Origin of the sequence: Methylobacterium sp. EM32, from assembly GCF_040593685.1 — a bacterium.
Classification (GTDB): domain Bacteria; phylum Pseudomonadota; class Alphaproteobacteria; order Rhizobiales; family Beijerinckiaceae; genus Methylobacterium.
The window spans coordinates 11,823-30,041 of sequence record NZ_JBEXZS010000038.1 but is presented as its reverse complement, the minus strand read 5'-3'; the positions used below and the strand labels follow the sequence as shown (position 1 = coordinate 30,041).

General features: G+C 71.1%; 15 protein-coding genes. 10 read left to right on the top strand and 5 right to left on the bottom strand.

Annotated features, from left to right (window positions below; all coding sequences use genetic code 11):
- Positions 1 to 284: 284 nt before the first annotated feature.
- From ABZT49_RS05705 to ABZT49_RS05685, 5 genes are all read right to left on the bottom strand, one after another.
- Positions 285 to 725, bottom strand: coding sequence for an RbsD/FucU domain-containing protein (locus ABZT49_RS05705; protein WP_355284188.1), 441 nt, complete (start codon positions 723 to 725; stop codon positions 285 to 287).
- Entirely contained in the window at positions 719 to 1,765 is a 1,047-nt protein-coding gene (locus ABZT49_RS05700; RefSeq protein WP_355284186.1) for an ABC transporter permease, read from the bottom strand. The genes ABZT49_RS05705 and ABZT49_RS05700 overlap by 7 nt, the downstream gene beginning before the upstream one ends.
- Positions 1,765 to 2,760 carry an ABC transporter permease gene (locus tag ABZT49_RS05695; RefSeq protein ID WP_355284183.1) on the bottom strand — a complete coding sequence of 332 codons (996 nt, stop codon included), beginning with the start codon at positions 2,758 to 2,760 and terminating at the stop codon, positions 1,765 to 1,767. Before ABZT49_RS05695 ends, ABZT49_RS05700 begins: the two co-directional genes overlap by 1 nt.
- Positions 2,753 to 4,234, bottom strand: coding sequence for a sugar ABC transporter ATP-binding protein (locus tag ABZT49_RS05690; RefSeq protein ID WP_355284180.1), 1,482 nt, complete (start codon positions 4,232 to 4,234; stop codon positions 2,753 to 2,755). Before ABZT49_RS05690 ends, ABZT49_RS05695 begins: the two co-directional genes overlap by 8 nt.
- Positions 4,235 to 4,536: 302 nt before the next feature.
- Positions 4,537 to 5,535, bottom strand: a complete 999-nt coding sequence (locus ABZT49_RS05685; protein ID WP_093565686.1) for a substrate-binding domain-containing protein — start codon at positions 5,533 to 5,535, stop codon at positions 4,537 to 4,539.
- A 257-nt stretch (positions 5,536 to 5,792) separates the two neighbouring features.
- Here ABZT49_RS05685 and ABZT49_RS05680 point away from each other — a divergent pair, with 257 nt between their 5' ends.
- From ABZT49_RS05680 to ABZT49_RS05635, 10 genes are all read left to right on the top strand, one after another.
- Positions 5,793 to 6,782, top strand: a complete 990-nt coding sequence (locus ABZT49_RS05680) for a sugar phosphate isomerase/epimerase family protein (protein WP_407943448.1) — start codon at positions 5,793 to 5,795, stop codon at positions 6,780 to 6,782.
- 133 nt (positions 6,783 to 6,915) lie between these two features.
- On the top strand, positions 6,916 to 7,806 hold the full coding sequence (locus ABZT49_RS05675) for a PfkB family carbohydrate kinase (protein WP_355284174.1): 891 nt from the start codon (positions 6,916 to 6,918) through the stop codon (positions 7,804 to 7,806).
- A 456-nt stretch (positions 7,807 to 8,262) separates the two neighbouring features.
- Positions 8,263 to 9,321 (top strand): phosphotransferase, encoded by a 1,059-nt coding sequence (locus ABZT49_RS05670; protein ID WP_355284171.1) that lies wholly within the window; start codon positions 8,263 to 8,265, stop codon positions 9,319 to 9,321.
- The gene (locus ABZT49_RS05665; protein ID WP_355284169.1) at positions 9,318 to 10,649 is read left to right on the top strand and encodes an aspartate aminotransferase family protein; all 1,332 of its coding nucleotides are present in this window, start codon (positions 9,318 to 9,320) and stop codon (positions 10,647 to 10,649) included. The genes ABZT49_RS05670 and ABZT49_RS05665 overlap by 4 nt, the downstream gene beginning before the upstream one ends.
- Positions 10,650 to 10,825: 176 nt before the next feature.
- On the top strand, positions 10,826 to 11,707 hold the full coding sequence (locus ABZT49_RS05660) for a polysaccharide deacetylase (protein ID WP_355284167.1): 882 nt from the start codon (positions 10,826 to 10,828) through the stop codon (positions 11,705 to 11,707).
- 7 nt (positions 11,708 to 11,714) lie between these two features.
- Entirely contained in the window at positions 11,715 to 12,041 is a 327-nt protein-coding gene (locus ABZT49_RS05655) for a hypothetical protein (protein WP_355284164.1), read from the top strand.
- Between the two features lie 45 nt (positions 12,042 to 12,086).
- Positions 12,087 to 13,109, top strand: a complete 1,023-nt coding sequence (locus ABZT49_RS05650) for a GTP-binding protein (RefSeq protein WP_355284161.1) — start codon at positions 12,087 to 12,089, stop codon at positions 13,107 to 13,109.
- Positions 13,110 to 13,213: 104 nt separating this feature from the next.
- Positions 13,214 to 14,887, top strand: a complete 1,674-nt coding sequence (locus ABZT49_RS05645; protein ID WP_355284158.1) for a CocE/NonD family hydrolase — start codon at positions 13,214 to 13,216, stop codon at positions 14,885 to 14,887.
- A gap of 19 nt (positions 14,888 to 14,906) precedes the next feature.
- A complete protein-coding gene (locus tag ABZT49_RS05640) occupies positions 14,907 to 15,812 on the top strand; it encodes a LysR family transcriptional regulator (protein ID WP_355284155.1) in 906 nt (301 codons plus the stop codon).
- A gap of 146 nt (positions 15,813 to 15,958) precedes the next feature.
- Positions 15,959 to 18,151, top strand: coding sequence for a hydroxymethylglutaryl-CoA lyase (locus ABZT49_RS05635; protein ID WP_355284153.1), 2,193 nt, complete (start codon positions 15,959 to 15,961; stop codon positions 18,149 to 18,151).
- The last annotated feature ends 68 nt before the right edge of the window (positions 18,152 to 18,219 follow it).

Sequence of the window (18,219 nt, the reverse complement as noted above, 5' to 3'; positions counted from 1 at the left end):
GGCAAGGCCCGTACCAGCCAGGCTTGCCCGGCCGAACTGTCTCAGAGCCTGTTTGATCGGCTGCGTTGATTGATCCGGCATAGCCACCGACAACTCTCGACGTCATCCCGGGGCTCGCCGAAGGCGAGAACCCGGGATCCATAACCGCTGACGCTCCCGGACGAAGCGGGACCTCTTTCGATTCGATCTCAACCGTCAGCGGTTATGGATCCCGGGTTCCGCTTTCGCGGCCCCGGGATGACGTTGGAGGGTTCAAGTCCGATCGCTCCAGTCAAAACAGACTCTCACACCACGCCCTTGCGCAGGATGAAGCAGCCGTAGGGTCCGGGATCGGCGGTGCGCACGACCGCGAAGGTGCGTTTGCCCGCCTCGTAGAAGGCGAAGCGCTCCAGGGCCTCGACCCGGACCGGCCGGCCCTTGGCACGGTCGACCACCTCCTGCATCCGCGCATGCGCCGGCATCAGCCGGTCGGGGTCGCCCACCACCTGCATCCGCCACACCGGCGCCGTCACGAAGGTGTCGAGCGGCATCACCGAGAGGATGGCCTCAGCGGCGCGAGGCAGATCGCAGCCGGCCATGTCGATCACGCGGCCGTGCACGCTGTGGCGGGCGATGCTGGCGGCGGGGTGGTTGACGTCGCAGAGCAGGAGATCGACGCCGTGTCCCATCGCCATCAGGACGCCGAGCAGCTCCGCCGACAGTGCGCGGTCGAGTCCCTTCAGCATGAGGGCTCCTCCCGGCCGCGGGGCGCCGCGGGGCGGATGAGCGGCCCCCGCAAGGTGGCGAGGACCGGGCGCAGCTGGTCGCGGACCGCCGCGATCAGGCTGACCGCGAGCAGGATCCCGCCCCAGATCGCCAGGGTGAGGAACTGGCTGAGGTCGAGGAGCACGCAGGCCGTCGAGATCAGCTGCAGGACGACCAGGGCCAGGACGAGCCCGCCCACCCGGCCGAAGCCGCCGGTCGGGCTGATGCCGCCGAGGACGCAAGCGAGGATCGTGACGAGGAGGTAGCTCTCGCCGTAGGAGGCATTGGCCGAGTTGAAGCGCGCCAGCATGACGAAGCCGGCGGTGGCCGCGACGAGGGCGGTGACGACGTAGATCCGCAGGAGCGCCGCCCGGGTGTTGATTCCGGAGAAACGCACCGCCTGCTGGTTCGAGCCCATCAGCGCCACCACGACGCCGAACGGCGTGCGGGTGAGGAGGATGCCCAGACCGAGGGCGACCAGCCCGAACAGCAGCAGCGGCATCGGCACGCCGCCGACCGTGCCGCCGCCGAGGAACAGGATCTCGGGCGGGAATTCGGACACGACGCCACCCCGGGTGAGCCCGATCGCCAGTCCCTTGACGAGGGTCATGGTGCCGAGGGTCGCCAGGATCGGCGAGACGCGCAGGTAGCCGATCAGCGTTCCGTTGAGGGCGCCGACGATAGCGGCGGTCGCGAGCCCGCCGATCAGCGCGGCCGCCTCCCAGGCAAGGAGGAGCGCGCCCGACGTGCCGTCGGGGATCGCCTTCAGGATCGCCGCCATCGCGAGGGCGGAGAGGTTCGCGGTCGCGATGATCGACAAATCGAGGCCGCCCGAGAGCAGCGCCACCATCATGGCCAGCGAGAGCAGTCCCAGCTCCGGCAGCTGGAAGGCCATCGAGCGCAGGCCCGCCGGGGCGAACAGCCGGTCGCCGACGAGCGGGGCGGCCGCGAGGCACAGGACGGCGAGGAGGGCGAGGAGCCGCAGGTTGGTGCGGCCGATCGCATTCAGGAGATTCGGCATCAGGCGAGCCCCGGCGCATCGCGCCAGCGCCGGCGGGCGCGGGACGCCATGGCGGCCACGGCCGCGACGATGACGAGGCCGGTGAAGAAGTCCGACCAGTAGGACGACACGCCGAGCAGCGCGAGGCCGTTCTTCATGATGACGACGAGAGCGAGCCCGAGGATCGCGCCGAGGACCGAGCCGCTGCCGCCCTCCAGGCTCGCGCCGCCGAGCACCGCGGCGGCCACCACCTCGAGCTCGCGCCCGACGAGGGCGGTGGGCGACACCGACTGGGTGTACTGCGCCTGCACCAGCGAGGCGAGGCCGGCGACCAGGCCCATATAGCCGTAGACGAGCAGGTTGAGCCGCATCGTCCCGAAGCCGACGCGGCGCGCCGCCTCGGCATTGCCGCCGAGCGCGAAGACCTGCCGGCCGAAGTGGGTCCGGTTGAGCAGGAACCAGGTGGTCCCGAAAGCGAGGACCAGCCCGACGATCTGCAGGCTCAGCACGTAGGCGTTGCCCTCGGCGTCGTTCACCACGAGGAGGTCGAGCCCCGACGAGAACCAGTCCGGCAGGGCGAAGATGTCCTGGCCGCGGGTCACGGTGAGGAGCACGCCGTAGATCACGCTCTGGGTGGCGATGGTCACGATGATGCTGGCGATGCCGAGCGTGCTGACGAGCAGCCCGTTGACGAGGCCTAAGCCAAGCCCGATGCTGCCCGCGATGGCGACGACCTCGCCCAAGCCCGCCCCCGTCGCGTTGGCGACGGTGAGCGCGGTGTACTGCGCCACCGAGGCGACCGCCGCGAACGAGATGTCGATGCCGCCGGCGATCAGCACGACCAGCAGGCCCGCCACCAGGATGCCGTTATAGGCGGTGGCGTTGAGCATCTCCAGGATATTCTGGAGGCTCAGGAAGTTCGGCCGCAGCAGCGACAGGACGACGATCATCGCCAGGATGACGAGTCCGAGCCGGAGTTCCTGCGGCGCACGTGCGAGACGTGACTTCTCACGCATGGACCATGCTCCTCAATTCGGGCTCGGTGACATGGTGGGCCATCACTTCCCCGTTCAATCGTCCGTCGCGCATCACCAGGATGCGGTCGCAATGGTAGAGGACTTCCGGGATCTCGTCGGAGATCATGATCACCGCGAGCCCTTGCGCGGCGAGATCCTTCACCAGCTGGTAGATGCCGTCCTTGCCGTGCAGGTCGACGCCGACCGTCGGGCTGTCGAGGATCAGCACGCGGGGCTTGGTGGCGAGCCACTTGGCGATCACCACCCGCTGCTGGTTGCCGCCCGACAGGGTGCGGACCGGATCGTCGGGCGTGCCGATCTTGATCGCGAGGCCGCGGATCCAGTCGCGGATGAGGCCGGCCTCGCGGCGACGGCGCAAGAGGCCGACCCTGTCCTTCAGCGTGTCGAGCACCGGCAGCGTGATGTTCGATCCGATCGACTGGTCGAGGACCAGGGACAGCGACAGCCGGTCCTCGGGCACGTAGGCGATGCCGCGCGCGATGGCGTCGCGGTTCGACCGGAAGGTCACCGGCTCGCCGTCGATGCGGATCGTGCCGGAATCCGGCCTGTTCATGCCGAAGAGCGAGAGCGCCAGTTCAGTGCGGCCGGCCCCCAGCAGGCCGGTGAGGCCCAGGATCTCGCCGGGATAGAGCGAGAAGCCGACGTCCCGGTACTCGCCGGCCTTCGTCAGCCCCTCGACGCTCAGGACCGGGCGCTGGCGCGGCACGGCGCGCTCGGCGGTCTCGTAGGTGAAGGATTTGCCCGACATCAGCACCGCGAGGCGCTGCTCGGTCATGTCCTTGGCGTCATAGGTGCCGAGCTTCACGCCGTCGCGGATCACCGTGACCCGCTCGGCGATCTCCAGGACCTCGTCGAAGCGATGGCTGACGAAGAGTACGCTGATGTCGCGCCGCTTCAGTTCGAGGGTCAGCGCCAGGAGCGCGTCGACCTCGTGGCGGGTGAGCGAGGCGGTCGGCTCGTCCATGATGACGAGGCGGGCATCGGCGGCGATGGCCCGGCAGATCGCCACCAGTTGCCGCTGGGCGATCGACAGGTGGGCGACGCGCTCGTCGAGGTCGAGGGCGACGTCGATGCGCTGCATCGCGGCTTGCGCCGTCGCCCGCAGCGCCTTTTTGTCGACGAGGCCGGCGAGGTTGCGGTGCTGCGCGATGGCGATGTTCTCCGCCACCGTGAGGTTCGGAAACAGCGACAGGTCCTGGTAGATCACCTGGACGCCGAGCGCGCTGCTCTCGACCGGGGTGAGCTTGGCGTGCTCGCGCCCCTCGACGACGATGCGCCCGCCCGGATCGGGGCTCTGCACGCCCGAGATGATCTTGATCATCGTCGACTTGCCGGAGCCGTTGCCGCCGACGAGACAGTGGATCTCGCCGCGCGCGAGGTCGAAGTCGAGGTCGGACAGGGCCTTCACCCCGCCGAACCGCTTCGACACGCCCCGCAGTTCAAGGAACATCATCGCTTGGTCCATGTCGGTGGGGGTGTGCTGGCCGGTATCACTGGAATGCCGGGAGACAGACGAGGCGCGGGTGACCCATCCCCCCCGCGGGGGAGGGTGGCGAGCGGAGCGAGCCGGGAGAGGGACAGCGCGACGCTGATCCAGGGTTCGCCCTTCAGAACGGTTCCGTCATTTCCGGAGGCGTGGTTCCCCTCTCCCGCCCGGCTCCGCCGGGCACCCTCCCCCGCAGAGGGGGGAGGGGGAAACCCGCGCCGTTCCTTCCCCGGGACAGCTTCACGTGCCGGCAATACCAGCAGGCGGCCTCACAACCCCTGCTTCACCAGATCCCCGACCGTCGTCTTGTTGATCGTCAGCACCCGGTCGACCTCGATCACCCGCTGCGCCTCGTCCACCGTGGCCCGACCCAGCGTCGGGATCTCGGTGCCGGTCTTGATCGGCGTGCCGTCCAGCGCCATGCGGGCGACCGCCACCATGCCGTAGCCGGCATCCTTCGGGCTCCACAGGAAGCCCTCGCGGATCGCGCCGGCCATGATCAGCGGCTGGGCCTGGGCGGGGATCGTCGTGCCGACGAGGGCGATCTTCTTCTCCAGGCGGCGCTGGCGGATCACGTTGCCGGCGCCGATCGGGCCGTTCGAGCCCATCGACATGATGCCGCGCACGTTCGGGTAGGCCTGCAGCACCTGCTGGGTCACGCGCGAGGATTCGTCGATGAGATCCGCGCCCGGGAAGCGGTCGGCCGCCTGCTTCATCTTCGGGAAGTGGGCCTTCTGGTAGGCGACCGCCGCATCCGCCCAGGCATTGTGGCCGGGCGTCGTCAGCGTGCCGACATAGATGACGTACTCGCCCTCCTCGCCCATCTCGCGGGCGAGCGCCTTCATCTGCATCTCGCCGTAGCCCTTGGCGCTGATCAGCTCCAGGTCCCAGGTCTTGCCGTCCTGGTTGGCGCCTTCCTGCGTGATGACGACGATGCCGGCGTCGCGCGCGCGCTGCACCGCCTGGCCCGTCACTTTCACGTCGAGCGGCACGAGGCCGATCACGTCGACCTTCTTGGCGATCAGATCGTCGATCAGCTTGACCTGCTGGGCCGGATCGACCGTGGCCGGGCCGACCATGGTGGTGGTGATGTTGAACTCCTTGCCGGCGGCCTCGAGCCCCTGGTTGAGGATGTTGAACCAGGGAATGCCGGCGGCCTTCACCACCGTCGCCATCGTCTTCGGCGCGGCCGCGAAGGCCCGGCCGGCGCCGAGGGGCCCGGCCACCGCCAGGCCACCGAGCATCTTCAACGTGGTGCGCCGATCCATGCTGCGTCCCTCCACCCGGTCGCGACCTGTCGTGTTGCGGTCGCGTTATTCACTGCAACACAGGTATGCGTGAAGCGAGGGGCGAGTCAAGCCGGTTTCGGTCGCAACGCTTCGGAGTCCCGCTCTCGCACCTGCGAAACGTTTCCGCTCTGCTTCTCTTGCGAAGCACTGACGAAGGGCATCCTCGGCGAGCCGCCACGTACTTTACAATTTCACGGAAAAGTGTGATGTGTCGGTCAAACGCAGGAGACTCGATCGTGACATCCGACCCGGTCCGCTTCGCGACGCGGCTGAACTCCTTCGCCTCGAAGCCTGATGCCTATTGGCCGGCCGGCCACGGCAAGCCGGGCCCGCTGGACCTGGCGGCCCGGGCCGCGACCGCGCGCGGACTCACCGATGTCGACCTGAACTATCCCGACCATCTCGGCAGCGATGCGCGGGCGACCGGAGCGGCGATCCGCAACCTGGGCCTTACCGTGAACGGCCTGGCGATGCGCTACTACTCGAACCCGGCCTTCAAGATCGGCGCCCTCACCAACCCCGATCCGGCGGTGCGGCGCGAGGCGATCGACCTGACGAAGCGCGGCATCGACGCGGCGCGGGAGGCCGGCTGCTCGCTGATGACGCTGTGGCTCGGCCAGGACGGCTTCGACTACGCCTTCCAGGCCGATTACGCCAAGCTCTGGGCCGACGAGATCGCGGGCATCCGCGAGGTCGCCGAGCACGATCCCGACTGCCTGATCAGCATCGAGTACAAGCCGAACGAGCCGCGCTCCTACAGCCTGATGCCCGACTGCGCCACGACGCTGCTGGCGCTAGGTGAGGTCGGCCTGCCGAATCTCGGCGTCACGCTCGATTTCGCCCACGTGCTCTACGCCGACGAGCAGCCGGCCTTCGCGGCGGCGCTGATCGCGCGCCACAGCCGCATCCTCGGCGTGCACCTGAACGACGGCTACGCCAAGCGCGACGACGGTCTGATGGTCGGCGCCGTCCACCCGATCCAGACGATCGAGCTGCTGCGCCAGGTCCGCCGCGACGGCTTCTATGGGCCGATCTACTTCGACACCTTCCCCGACCTCTCCGGCCTCGATCCGGTCGCCGAGTGCGAGGCCAACATCGCCACCGTGACGGCGATGCTGAAGGTCGTCGACACGCTCGACGCCGACCCGGACCTCGCCGCTTCCATCGCCCGCCAGGACGCGGTCACGAGCCACACCATCGTCCGCCGGGCCATGTTCGGGCGCTGACGACACCTTCAGGCGCGCGAGCCGGCGACGGACCGGCCGCATCATCGATCCAGGAGGAACCCATGCAGTCCCCGACGCCGTCCGGCCCCATCCCGCTCGTCGTGCCGGTCGACCGGATCGCGCGGGGACGGGCATGAGCCCGGAGAGCGGGACGGTGCCTCCCGCGGTGATCGTAGTCGGCAGCCTGCACTACGACATCACGGTCGACGCGCCGGACCGCCCGCGCAAGGGCGAGACGGTGACCGGCCGGGCCTGGGCCCCGGCCTTCGGCGGCAAGGGCGGCAACCAGGCCTTGGCTGCGAGCGGGCAGGGGGCGTCGACCGCGATGGTCGGCGCGGTCGGCGACGACGATTTCGGTCGCACCCTGCTGGCGGGGCTCGACCGCGCCGGGGTCGACCGCGCCGCCGTGGCGATCCTGCCGGGTGCGGGCTCGGGGATGAGCGTCGCGATCTTCGACGACGAGGGCGATTACGGCGCCGTCATCGTCTCGGGCACGAACCTCGCGATCACGCCCGGCCAGCTGACGGATGCCGTGCTGGCGCAGGCCCGCGTGCTGATCCTGCAGAACGAGATCCCGGAAGCCGTCAACGCCGCCCTGGCGGGCCGCGCCCGGCGCCTCGGCGTCACGACGATCCTCAACGCGGCGCCCGCCCGGCCATTCACCACCGACCTCGCCGATCACGTCGACATCCTGATCGTCAACGCGGTCGAGGCCGAGATGCTGGGCGCCGGGGCCGTGAGGGCCCTGCCGGACGCCGTGCGCGCGGCCGAGGCGCTGGCGGCGCGCTGTCCCACCGCGATCGTCACGGCCGGCGGCGGCGGCGTCGCCATGGCGGGCCGCGCCGGCGCCGCCGCCCTGCCCGGGATCCCGGTCACGGTCGTCAGCACCCACGGTGCGGGCGACAGGTTCGTCGGCACCTTCGCGGCCCGGCTCGCCCGGGGCGAGGCGGCACCGGACGCCCTCGCCGCCGCCAACGCGGCCGCGGCGCGCCTGGTCTCGACGCCGCGCGATCGGCGGGGGTGAGAGCCTATGCACTGACCGGCAGTTTCATCCCACCCACGACCTCATCCTGAGGTGCGAACGAAGTGAGCCTCGAAGGAGGCCTCCAGAGACATCAGCGATCATTGGAGGCCTCCTTCGAGATCAGTCGATTTTCAATCGACTAACACCTCAGGATGAGGTCGTGAGTGGGATGAAATCATACCGATCAATCAAATAGGCTCCCTGACAGCCCCGCCCGACGAGGACCGGATCCGGGCCGTCGAGCGGTGCGTGGCACGCGCGAACGGCGTCGGCGTCCATCACCGAGGGCACCATCCGGTCGCGCTGTCGGCGGTGGCGCCCTAGCCCGTTGATTCTGCCGCATTTTCCGACGAACCGGCCTCCATTTCGTCGGACAATGCTCGATGAATCGACGTGCCGATGCGTCAGCGCGCTGATATAACGCCGCCCTCACACCCCGTTGACGAGGATCCGCGCATGACGGCGGCGGCGGCCCCGAACTCCGTGCACACGACCAGCGCGCCGGTCATCGGCGAGGCGGAGGCGGAGGCGCTGGTCCAAGACGCCTATGGCCTCGTCGCCACCGTCCGGGCGCTGACGAGCGAGCGGGACAAGAATTTCCACGTCGTCGCCGAGGACGGCCGGGCCTTCGTGCTCAAGATCGGCAACGCCGCCGAGGACGTCGCGATCAGCGACTTCCAGGCCCGCGCCCTGCAGCACATCCGGGAGCGGGCACCCGGCCTGCCGGTTCCGGAGGTGCAGCCCTCCCGCGCCGGCGAACCGCATTTCGTGGCGCAGGTAGCGGCGGGCACCCGTCACGTCGTGCGCATGCTGAGCTACTTGCCCGGCACCCCGCTCCATGCGGCGCCGGCCTCGCCCGGGCAGACCCGCAACCTCGGACGCTGCCTCGGCCTGCTGGACGCGGCGCTCGCCGGCTTCGATCATCCCGGCGCCCGGCACGAGCTGATCTGGGACCTCCAGCACATCCCGCGCCTGCGGCCATACCTGCGCCACGTCGCGGATCCGGGCCTGCGCCGCCTGGCGGACGAGGGCCTCGACCGCTTCGAGCGCAAGATCGGCCCCCGGATGGCGGGCTTCCGGCGCCAGGTCGTCCACAACGACTTCAACCCGCACAACGTGCTCGTCGATTCCGTGGATCCGGCGCGGGTGACGGGGGTGCTCGATTTCGGCGACATGGTCGAGACGCCGCTCGTCAACGACGTGGCGGTCGCGGGGGCCTACCAGGTCGAAGGGCCCGATCCCCTCGGTCGGCTCGCGACCTTCGTCGCCGCCTACCACGCGGTCAACCCGCTGCGGGACGAGGAGGTGGCGGTCCTGTTCGACCTCGTGATGCTGCGCCAGGCCATGACGCTGATCATCGCCGAGTGGCGCGCGAGCCTCTACCCCGAGAACCGCGCCTACGTGCTGCGCAACCATCCCCGGGCGGCTGCGGCGCTCGCGGCTCTGGCCGGGATCGGCCGGGCCGAGGGACAGGCGCGGCTGCGCAATGCCTGCAGCCTGGAGACGACCGCATGAGCACGCTGACGAGCGCCGGCATGGTCAATGCCTACGTGCCGGGGGCCTCCTCCCGGATCCCGGAGGAGGACCGGGCGATGATCGAGCGGCGGGCGGCTCTGCTCGGGCCGGCCTACCGGCTGTTCTACGAGGAGCCCGTGCACCTCGTGCGCGGGGAGGGGGTGCATCTCTACGACGGCGACGGCAACGCCTATCTCGACGTCTACAACAACGTCGCCTCGCTCGGGCATGGCCACCCCGCGGTGGTCGAGGCGGTGAGCCGGCAATGGGCGGTCCTCAACACCCACACCCGCTACCTGCACGACGCGATCCTCGCCTATGCCGAGCGGCTGAGCGCGACCTTCCCGGCTCCCTTGAGCCAGGTTATGCTCACCTGCACCGGCTCGGAGGCCAACGACCTCGCCTACCGGATCGCCAAGCACCGCACCGGCGGTACCGGCGTCATCGTGACCTCGCTCGCCTATCACGGCGTGACGGATGCGGTGAGCCAGTTCTCGCCCTCCCTTGGGGCGAGCGTGCCGCTGGGCGCCCATGTCCGCACGGTGCCGGCCCCCGACCTGTACCGCCGCAACACCGACGATCTCGGGCGCGACTTCGCCGACGATGTCCGGGCGGCGCTCGCCGACATGCGGGCGAGCGGCATCCGCCCCGCCATGATGATCTGCGACACGATCTTCTCCAGCGACGGGGTCCTGGCCGATCCCCCGGGCTTCCTCGCCGAGGCGGTCGCGGTCGTGCGGGAGGCCGGCGCCCTGTTCGTCGCCGACGAGGTGCAGCCGGGCTTCGGGCGGACGGGCGACGCGATGTGGGGCTTCGAGCGCCACGGCATCCTTCCCGACATGGTCAGCCTCGGCAAGCCGATGGGCAACGGCCAGCCGGTTGCCGGCCTCGTACTGCAGCCCGACGTGGTCGCCGATTTCGGCGCCAAGGTCCGCTACTTCAACACCTACGGGGGCAACCCGGTCTCCTGCGCCGCCGGGATGGCGGTGCTCGACGTCATCGCCCGCGAGAACCTCATCCAGAACGCCCGCAACACGGGAGCCTACTTCCTGGAGCGCCTGCGCACCTTCGCCGAGTGCTACGCGGCGGTCGGCGACGTGCGGGGCAGGGGCCTCTTCATCGGGGTGGAGATCGTGCGCGACCGGGCAAGCAAGGAGCCCGACGCGGCGCTCGCCGGCCACCTCGTCAACGCGCTGCGCCGGAGGCGGGTGCTGATCAGCGCGTCGGGCCCCCATGCCAACATCCTCAAGATCCGGCCGCCGATCGTGTTCTCCCGCGAGAACGTCGACACCTTCATGGACGCGTTGGAGGGTGTCGCGGCGGAGTAGGCATCGGGAGGGGCGTGCTGGTGACAGGGGTGCAGTCCCAACCAGTCTCCTATCACTGTCAAGAACCGTGCGGTTTCCGGCCGTCCCGGCCAGGGTCTTGTTCTACCGCAGATTTCCGTCGCAGACTCGGCCGCCCCTGCTGCGAGACCGGCTGAGCTTAGGAAAGGCCCCTCCCGATGGCGAAAGACATCCTCTGCGGCTTCGGCGTCGACGTCGACGCGGTCGCCGGCTGGCTCGGCTCCTACGGCGGCGAGGACTCGCCCGACGACATCTCCCGCGGCCTGTTCGCCGGCGAGGTCGGCTCGCCCCGCCTCCTCCGGATGTTCGATCGCCTCGGCATCAAGACGACCTGGTTCATTCCCGGCCACTCGATCGAGACCTTCCCGAACGAGATGAAGGCGGTCGCCGAGGCCGGTCACGAGATCGGCATCCACGGCTACTCGCACGAGAACCCGATCGAGATGACGCGCGAGCAGGAGATCGAGGTCCTCGACAAGTGCATCGACCTCGTCACGACGCTCTCGGGCAAGCGGCCGACCGGCTACGTCGCGCCGTGGTGGGAGTTCTCCACCGTGACGAACGAGCTGCTGCTCGAGCGCGGCATCAAGTACGACCACTCGCTGATGCACCACGACCACCAGCCCTACTACGTGCGGGTCGGCGACAGCTGGACCAAGATTGACTATTCGAAGAAACCTTCGGACTGGATGGTGCCGCTCCGGCGCGGCCACGAGACCGACCTGATCGAGATCCCGGCCTCCTGGTACCTCGACGACCTCCCGCCGATGATGTTCATCAAGAAGTCGCCGAACAGCCACGGCTTCGTCAATCCGCGCGACATCGAGCAGATGTGGCGCGACCAGTTCGACTGGGTCTACCGGGAATACGACTACGCCGTGTTTCCGATGACGATCCACCCGGACGTGTCGGGGCGGCCGCACGTGCTGATGATGCTGGAGCGCTTGTATCAGTACATGTCGTCGCATCCCGGCGTACGATTCGTCACGATGAACGAGATGGCCGACGACTTCGCTCGGCGCTCCCCGCGCAAGCCGTAGGCGGGCGATGTGCGCGCTCTGCGGCGTCCTCGGCGGCGCGGAGCACTGGGCCGACGCGCATGCGCGGCCCGGTGCCTTCACCCGCAACACCAGCCCCCTCGCGCGCCGCCGCGAGCGCGCCCGCCGCGTCGCGGAAGCCAACCGCATCCTGGCCCTGTTCGGGCTCAAGCTCTCGGACTGGCAGGGCACCGCCTTCCGGCTCGCGACCCGCACCGGCAAGGTCGAGCTCGTGGGCGACCTCGGCCATCTCTGGGCCGCGGCCGAGAGGCTCCTCGGACGCCCGCTCGATCCCCTCGACCCGGCGCTGCTGGCGCGGCTGGAGCCCGAGGCGTGAGCGCCGGAGGCGCGACGTCTACCGCCCCCACGAGGCAGCGCGGCGATGGCTGATCCCGGTTTTACCCCCGTGATCCTGCTCACGGGCTTCCTCGGGTCCGGCAAGACCACGCTGCTGTCGCGCCTGCTCGCGGACCCGGCGCTCAGCGACACCGCGGTCCTGATCAACGAGTTCGGCGAGGTCGGCCTCGATCATCACCTGCTCGACCGCATCGACGAGGAGATGGTGCTGCTCTCCTCCGGCTGCGTCTGCTGCACGATCCGCGGCGAATTGGCCGCCGCCATCAAGGCCTTGCACTCCCGCAGGGCGCGGGGCGAGGTGCCGCCCTTCCGCCGGATCGTCGTCGAATCGACCGGCCTTGCCGACCCCTTGCCGGTGATCGCCACCGTCACGGCCGACCCGGTGCTGAGGCACCATGTCCGCATGGGCGCGGTGGTGACCACGGTCGACGCCGTCAATGGCCCCGACCAACTCGCGCGCCAGCCGGAGAGCGTCGCGCAGGCCGCCGTCGCCGACCGCCTCGTGCTCACCAAGACAGACCTCGCCACCCCGGCGCAGGAGGCGGCGGCGGTCGCGGCGTTGCGGGCCCTCAACCCCGACGCCCCGCTGGTGCGCGCCGCGGACGCACCGCTCGACGCCGCGGCGCTGCTCGGCGGGCGCCAGGCCCTGACGACAATGTCCGAGGGCTTCCGCTGCATCCCGGCGCCGGCCGGGGCCGAAAATCACACTGCCGGCGTGTCAACCTTCGCCCTCGTCTTCGAGGCATCGATCGACTGGACGCGGTTCGGCCTGTGGCTGACCATGCTGCTGCACCGCCACGGCAGCGCCGTCCTGCGGGTCAAGGGCCTGCTGAACGTCGCCGGCGCCAACACGCCGGTGGCGATCCACGGCGTGCAGCAGCTTGTCCACGTGCCGACGCACCTGCCGGCCTGGCCCGATCCGGCCGACCGTAGCTCGCGCCTCGTCTTCATCACCCGCGGCCTCGATGCGGGCCTGATCGAGCGCTCGCTGCGGGCCTTCGGCCTGATGCCTGCGGGCGCCCCGGAGGGTGTCGAGCAAGGCCAGTAGACTCTCGGCATCCACCCCTCGCCAAAGCGCGCCCGGGATGCTCAGATCGCCGGAACGGTGGCCGCCGACGAACGGCCTGCCGACGGACGTGGGAGGATGCGGTGATGAAGCGGGTGATCGGGGCCATCGCCCTGTGCCTCGCGGCGACCTCGGTCGGCGCGGACGTGTTTCCGATCGGGGCCGGCACCGAAAATCGCCAGTGGCTGCCGGAGGCACCGACGGCCGTAAACCCGATGAAGCGCTACCCCATCACGCTGGAGGACGGGGTGATCGTCACCGCGCGGGACGGCGTGCGGCTCGAGGGACGCCTCTTCCGCCCAACGCTCGCATCCGGCGAGAAGCCGACGCCCTGCGTTCTGATGACCGACGGCTACGGGCGGACGAGCAACTCGGGCGCGTCCTTCGACGGGCCGCTCTTCGACATCGCCAGCCGCGGCTACGCGGTGCTCCACCTGTCGCTGCGCGGCTCGGGGAAATCCGAGGGCAGGGCGGATCTCTATGCCCATTTCGGCGAGGACGGCTACGACGCGATCGAATGGATGGCGGCGCAACCCTGGTGCAACGGCCGCGTCGGCATGGTCGGCCCCTCGCTGCTCGGCATCAGCCAGTGGCTCGCCGCCAAGGAGGCGCCGCCGCACCTGAAGGCCATCGTGCCCGAGGTCGCCTGCGGCGATTGCTACGGCGAGCTGTGGTATCCCGGCGGCATGCGGCCCGGGCCCGGACGCGAGGCGCGCAAGCTGTCGCCGGGGGCGGAGGCCGAGTACGCCACCGCCATCGCGCATCCCGATTTCGACGCGTGGTGGAAGGCGCGCACGACGCTCGCCGAGGCGGCGGCCGAGATCGGCAAGCGCGGCGTCGCGGTCTTCGTCGCCGGCGGCCAGGACGACTATATCTCGCCGGCCAACTTGCGCCTCTACACCCAGCTCGGCGCGGAGGCGAAGAAGCGCCTGTTCTTCGGCCCCTACGCCCATGGCTGGCATATCGGACTGATCCAGGAATTGCAGGTCCAGTGGCTCGACCGCTGGCTGAAGGACGAGGCGAACGGCGCCGACACGGACGCGCGCGTCATGGTCTACGTCAAGGGTGCGAACCGCTGGCGCACCGAGGCCGACTGGCCGCTGCCCGACGCCCACCCGACCCGCCTGTTCCTCTCGGGGGAGCGCAGCGGCTCGGCGGGGAGCGCCAATGACGGCGCGCTCACGACCCGGAAGGCCGCCGGCGCGGCGGTGACGGTGGCCTACTCGCCCGAATCCGGCCCGTTCCTGCCGGTGCTCCTGAGCGCCACCAAGGGCCGGTCGGGGCTCGACCAGCGCGCGGTCGAGGCGAAGGTCGCGACTTGGACGACCGCCCCGCTCGCAGCGGCGACCGAGGTGACCGGCTATCCCCGCGTCTCACTCTGGGCGAGCACGACGGCGCCGGACGCCGACCTCGTCGTCAGCCTCAACGACGTCGCGCCCGACGGCACCTCGCGGCAGGTGATGCAGGGCTACCTCAACGCCCGGCACGCGAAGGACCTTCAGGCCGCACCGGTGACGGTCACCCCCGGGGAACTCAGGCGGTACGACCTCGACCTCTATCCCGTCGCCTACGTGTTCGGCCCCGGGCACCGCATGCGCCTGGCGATCGCGGGCGGCGCGGAGCCGCCGGCCGGGCTGCCCTTCCCGCAAGGCCCGGGCAAGAACCCGACGGCGAGCCAATGGTCGATCGCCATGGATGACGAGCACGCCGCGACGCTCGACCTGCCGATCATCGGCACCGGGTGGCAGGCGCTGCGATAAGCCCGACCGTCGAGGCACCATGGCGCCGGACTGGACCACCCTGCGCATCTTCCTGGCGGCCCTCGAGCTCGGCAGCCTGACCGGCGCGGCGTCCCGGTGCGGCATCGCGGTCTCGGCGGCGGCGCGGCGGATCCAGGATCTCGAGGCCGCCCACGGCGTGCAGCTCCTCGCGCGCTCGGCCCGGGGCGTGCGCCCGACCGCCGCCGGCGAGGTGCTGGCGGCCCATGCCCGCGCGCTCCTGGCGATGGAACAGCGGCTCGGCGACGACCTGCGGGCGATGGCCGCCGGCGAGACCGGGCGGGTGCGCCTCGACGCCACTGCCTCGGTGATCGTCGGCCACCCGCTGCCCGAGCGGCTGGCGGCGTTCCGGGCGCGCTATCCCGGCATCGCGGTCGAGCTCGCCGAGGTCACCAGTGCCACGGCCCTGCGCGACGTCGGCGAGGGCCGGGCGGATCTCGGCTTCATCACCACCGCCAAGCTCGTGCCGCCGGAGATCGAGGTGCGGCCCTGGCGCGAGGACCGGCTGCTCGCCGTCGCGCCGGCGACCTGGCGATCCCGGCTGCCGGAGCGCCTGTCCTTCGCTGCCCTGATCGACGAGCCGCTGGTCGGCCTCGTCGCCGGGGGCGCCCTGGCGGTGCTCCTCGACGAGGCGGCCGAGCGGCTGGGCCGCGCCCTGCGCTACCGCTTCGTCACTGCGAGCCCGGACGCCGCGGTGCGCTTGGTCGCCGCCGGCCACGGCATCACGGTGATGCCGGACGGGGTGATGCGGGTCTACGGCGCGCATCTCGGCCTCGTCGGCATCCCCCTCGACGAGCCGTGGGCGCAGCGCACGATCCGCCTCGTCAGCCGGCCCGGACCGGAACTGCCGGCCGCCGCCCGGCGCCTGCTCGGCGTTCTCGTGAGCAGCGAGGACGGGGCGGCCTGAGCCGCCAGTCTTCTCCACCCGCGAACGCTCCCTTCGCCAATCAGCGCTTCCCGCCTCTCCGCGCGGGGCGCAGTCTCCCGCCGACAGCCCGACACGGCCGCGGGAAGACGCGGGAGATCAGGGCGGGAGAGCAGGGAGAGAGCGCCATGGCCGAGATTCCGGCTGCGCCCGCAACGGTGATCCGCGAGGTCGGCCCGCGCGACGGCCTGCAGAACGCGAAAGCCGTGATGCCGACCGCGGCGAAGCTCGCCTGGATCGCCGCCATGGCGGAGGCGGGCCTCGCCGAGATGGAGGTCGCGAGCTTCGTGCCCCCCGCCGCGATGCCGCAGATGGCCGACGCCGCGGAGGTGACCCGGATCGTCCGGGCGCGGCACCCCTCCTTGCGCGCGGTGGCGCTGGCGCCCAACCTGCGCGGCGCGCAGAACGCCGCGGCGGCGGGCGCCCAACGCATCATCGTCCCGGTCTCGGCGAGCGAGGCGCATAGCCGCGCCAATGTCCGGCGCGCGAAGACCGAGCAGGTCGCGGAGGTCCGCCGCGTGGTCGAGTGGGCCCGCGAGCTTGGGCGCGACCGGCCGGTGATCGAGGCCGGCATCTCGACCGCCTTCGGCTGCTCGCTCCAGGGCCTCGTCCCGGAGCGCGACGTGGTCGACCTGGCCCGCGCCCTGATCGAGGCCGGCGCCGACGTGGTGGCGCTCGCCGACACGCTCGGCTACGCCACGCCCTCCCACATCCGCCGCCTGGTGCGGGCCGTGCGGGCCGAGATCGGCCCCGACCGCCTCGGCAACCTCCATCTCCACGACACGCTGGGCACGGCGCTCGCCAACGCGATGGCAGGGCTGGAAGAGGGCGTGCGCGGCTTCGACGGGGCGCTCGGCGGCCTCGGCGGCTGCCCGTTCGCGCCAGGATCGGTCGGCAACGTCGCGACGGAAGACCTCGTCCACCTGCTCGAGGCCGAGGGCGTGCGGACCGGCATCGACCTCCCCCGCCTGATCGCCGCCCGCGAGGCCCTGCGCGCCGGCCTGCCCTCCGAGCCGCTGCAGGGCCGGGTGGCGGCCGCCGGCCTGCCGCCGACGTATCGCCCGGCCGCCGGTCCAAAGCCGCAGCCGACGCTGCGGGAGACGTCCCCCGGCCCGCTCGCCGGCATCCGGGTGGTCGAGTTCAGCCACATGGTGATGGGGCCGAGCTGCGGCATGATCCTGGCCGATCTCGGCGCCGACGTGATCAAGGTCGAGCCGGGGCCGCGGGGCGACAACACCCGTCGGCTCACCGGCGCGGCCCTCGGCTTCTTCCCGACCTTCAACCGCAACAAGCGCTCGATCTGCCTCGACCTGAAGCGGCCGGAGGGCGCGGCGGCGGCGCGCCGGCTCGTCGCCGGGGCCGACGTGGTGCTGGAGAATTTCAGGCCCGGCGCGATGGAGGCTCTTGGCTTCGGCCACGCCGCGCTCGCCGCCCTCAACCCGCGCCTCGTCTACTGCTCGTGCAAGGGCTTTCTGCCCGGCCCCTACGAGCACCGCACCGCCCTCGACGAGGTGGTGCAGATGATGGGGGGCCTCGCCTACATGACCGGCCCGCCCGGCCGCCCCCTGCGGGCCGGGTCCTCGGTCAACGACATCATGGGCGGCATGTTCGGGGCGATCGCGATCCTCGCGGCCCTGCGGGAGCGCGAGGCGACGGGGCGCGGCGGCCTCGTCCAGTCCGGCCTGTTCGAGACCAACATGGTCCTGATGGCCCAGCACATGGCCCGCGCGGCGATCGAGGGCGAGGATCCCGAGCCGTTCGGCGATCCGGCGATGCGCAAGCCCTGGCCGGTCTACGACGTGTTCGCCACGGCCGAGCCCGACGAGCAGGTCTTCGTCGGCGTCGTCGGAGAGGGGCAGTGGCGCGCCTTCTGCGACGCCTTCGGCCTCGCCGACCTGCGCGACGATCCCGCCCTCGCGACCATGCGCGACCTCGCCGCGTCGCGTCCGCGCATCCTGCCGCGCGTGGCCCAGGTCTTCGCCGCCCTGCCGAAAGTTGCGCTGATGGCGCGGCTCGAGGCGCTCGGCGTGCCCTTCGCGCCGATCGCCAAGCCCAGCGACCTCTTCTCCGATCCGCACCTCCTCGCCTCGGGCGGGCTGCTGGCCGTCGATCTCGCCGGCGCCGAGGGCGCGCGGGAACCCCGCGCCGCGCGGGCCGGCCTGCCGGGCCTGCCGGTCACCTTCGGCGTCGGCCGGCCCGGCCTGCGCCGCCAGCCGCCGCGCGTCGGCGAGCACGGCAGCGAGGTGCTGCGCGAGGCCGGCCTCACCGCGGCCGAGATCGCGGATCTCGCAGCGACCGGCATCCTTGCCGGCGCCGCCTGACTTCGAATCCCCCGCAACGGCGCGCCAGACGCCGGCGGGGCCCCCTGAGGAACCGCCCACGAGGAGAC

Coding starts and splice junctions, on each gene's coding strand:
- ABZT49_RS05645 (WP_355284158.1), top strand. CDS start 13,214: ATGAAGCGGGTGATCGGGGCCATCGCCCTGTGCCTCGCGGCGACCTCG.
- ABZT49_RS05675 (WP_355284174.1), top strand. CDS start 6,916: ATGAGCCCGGAGAGCGGGACGGTGCCTCCCGCGGTGATCGTAGTCGGC.
- ABZT49_RS05705 (WP_355284188.1), bottom strand. CDS start 725: ATGCTGAAGGGACTCGACCGCGCACTGTCGGCGGAGCTGCTCGGCGTC.
- ABZT49_RS05660 (WP_355284167.1), top strand. CDS start 10,826: ATGGCGAAAGACATCCTCTGCGGCTTCGGCGTCGACGTCGACGCGGTC.
- ABZT49_RS05695 (WP_355284183.1), bottom strand. CDS start 2,760: ATGCGTGAGAAGTCACGTCTCGCACGTGCGCCGCAGGAACTCCGGCTC.
- ABZT49_RS05670 (WP_355284171.1), top strand. CDS start 8,263: ATGACGGCGGCGGCGGCCCCGAACTCCGTGCACACGACCAGCGCGCCG.
- ABZT49_RS05665 (WP_355284169.1), top strand. CDS start 9,318: ATGAGCACGCTGACGAGCGCCGGCATGGTCAATGCCTACGTGCCGGGG.
- ABZT49_RS05635 (WP_355284153.1), top strand. CDS start 15,959: ATGGCCGAGATTCCGGCTGCGCCCGCAACGGTGATCCGCGAGGTCGGC.
- ABZT49_RS05700 (WP_355284186.1), bottom strand. CDS start 1,765: ATGCCGAATCTCCTGAATGCGATCGGCCGCACCAACCTGCGGCTCCTC.
- ABZT49_RS05650 (WP_355284161.1), top strand. CDS start 12,087: ATGGCTGATCCCGGTTTTACCCCCGTGATCCTGCTCACGGGCTTCCTC.
- ABZT49_RS05690 (WP_355284180.1), bottom strand. CDS start 4,234: ATGATGTTCCTTGAACTGCGGGGCGTGTCGAAGCGGTTCGGCGGGGTG.
- ABZT49_RS05640 (WP_355284155.1), top strand. CDS start 14,907: ATGGCGCCGGACTGGACCACCCTGCGCATCTTCCTGGCGGCCCTCGAG.
- ABZT49_RS05655 (WP_355284164.1), top strand. CDS start 11,715: ATGTGCGCGCTCTGCGGCGTCCTCGGCGGCGCGGAGCACTGGGCCGAC.
- ABZT49_RS05685 (WP_093565686.1), bottom strand. CDS start 5,535: ATGGATCGGCGCACCACGTTGAAGATGCTCGGTGGCCTGGCGGTGGCC.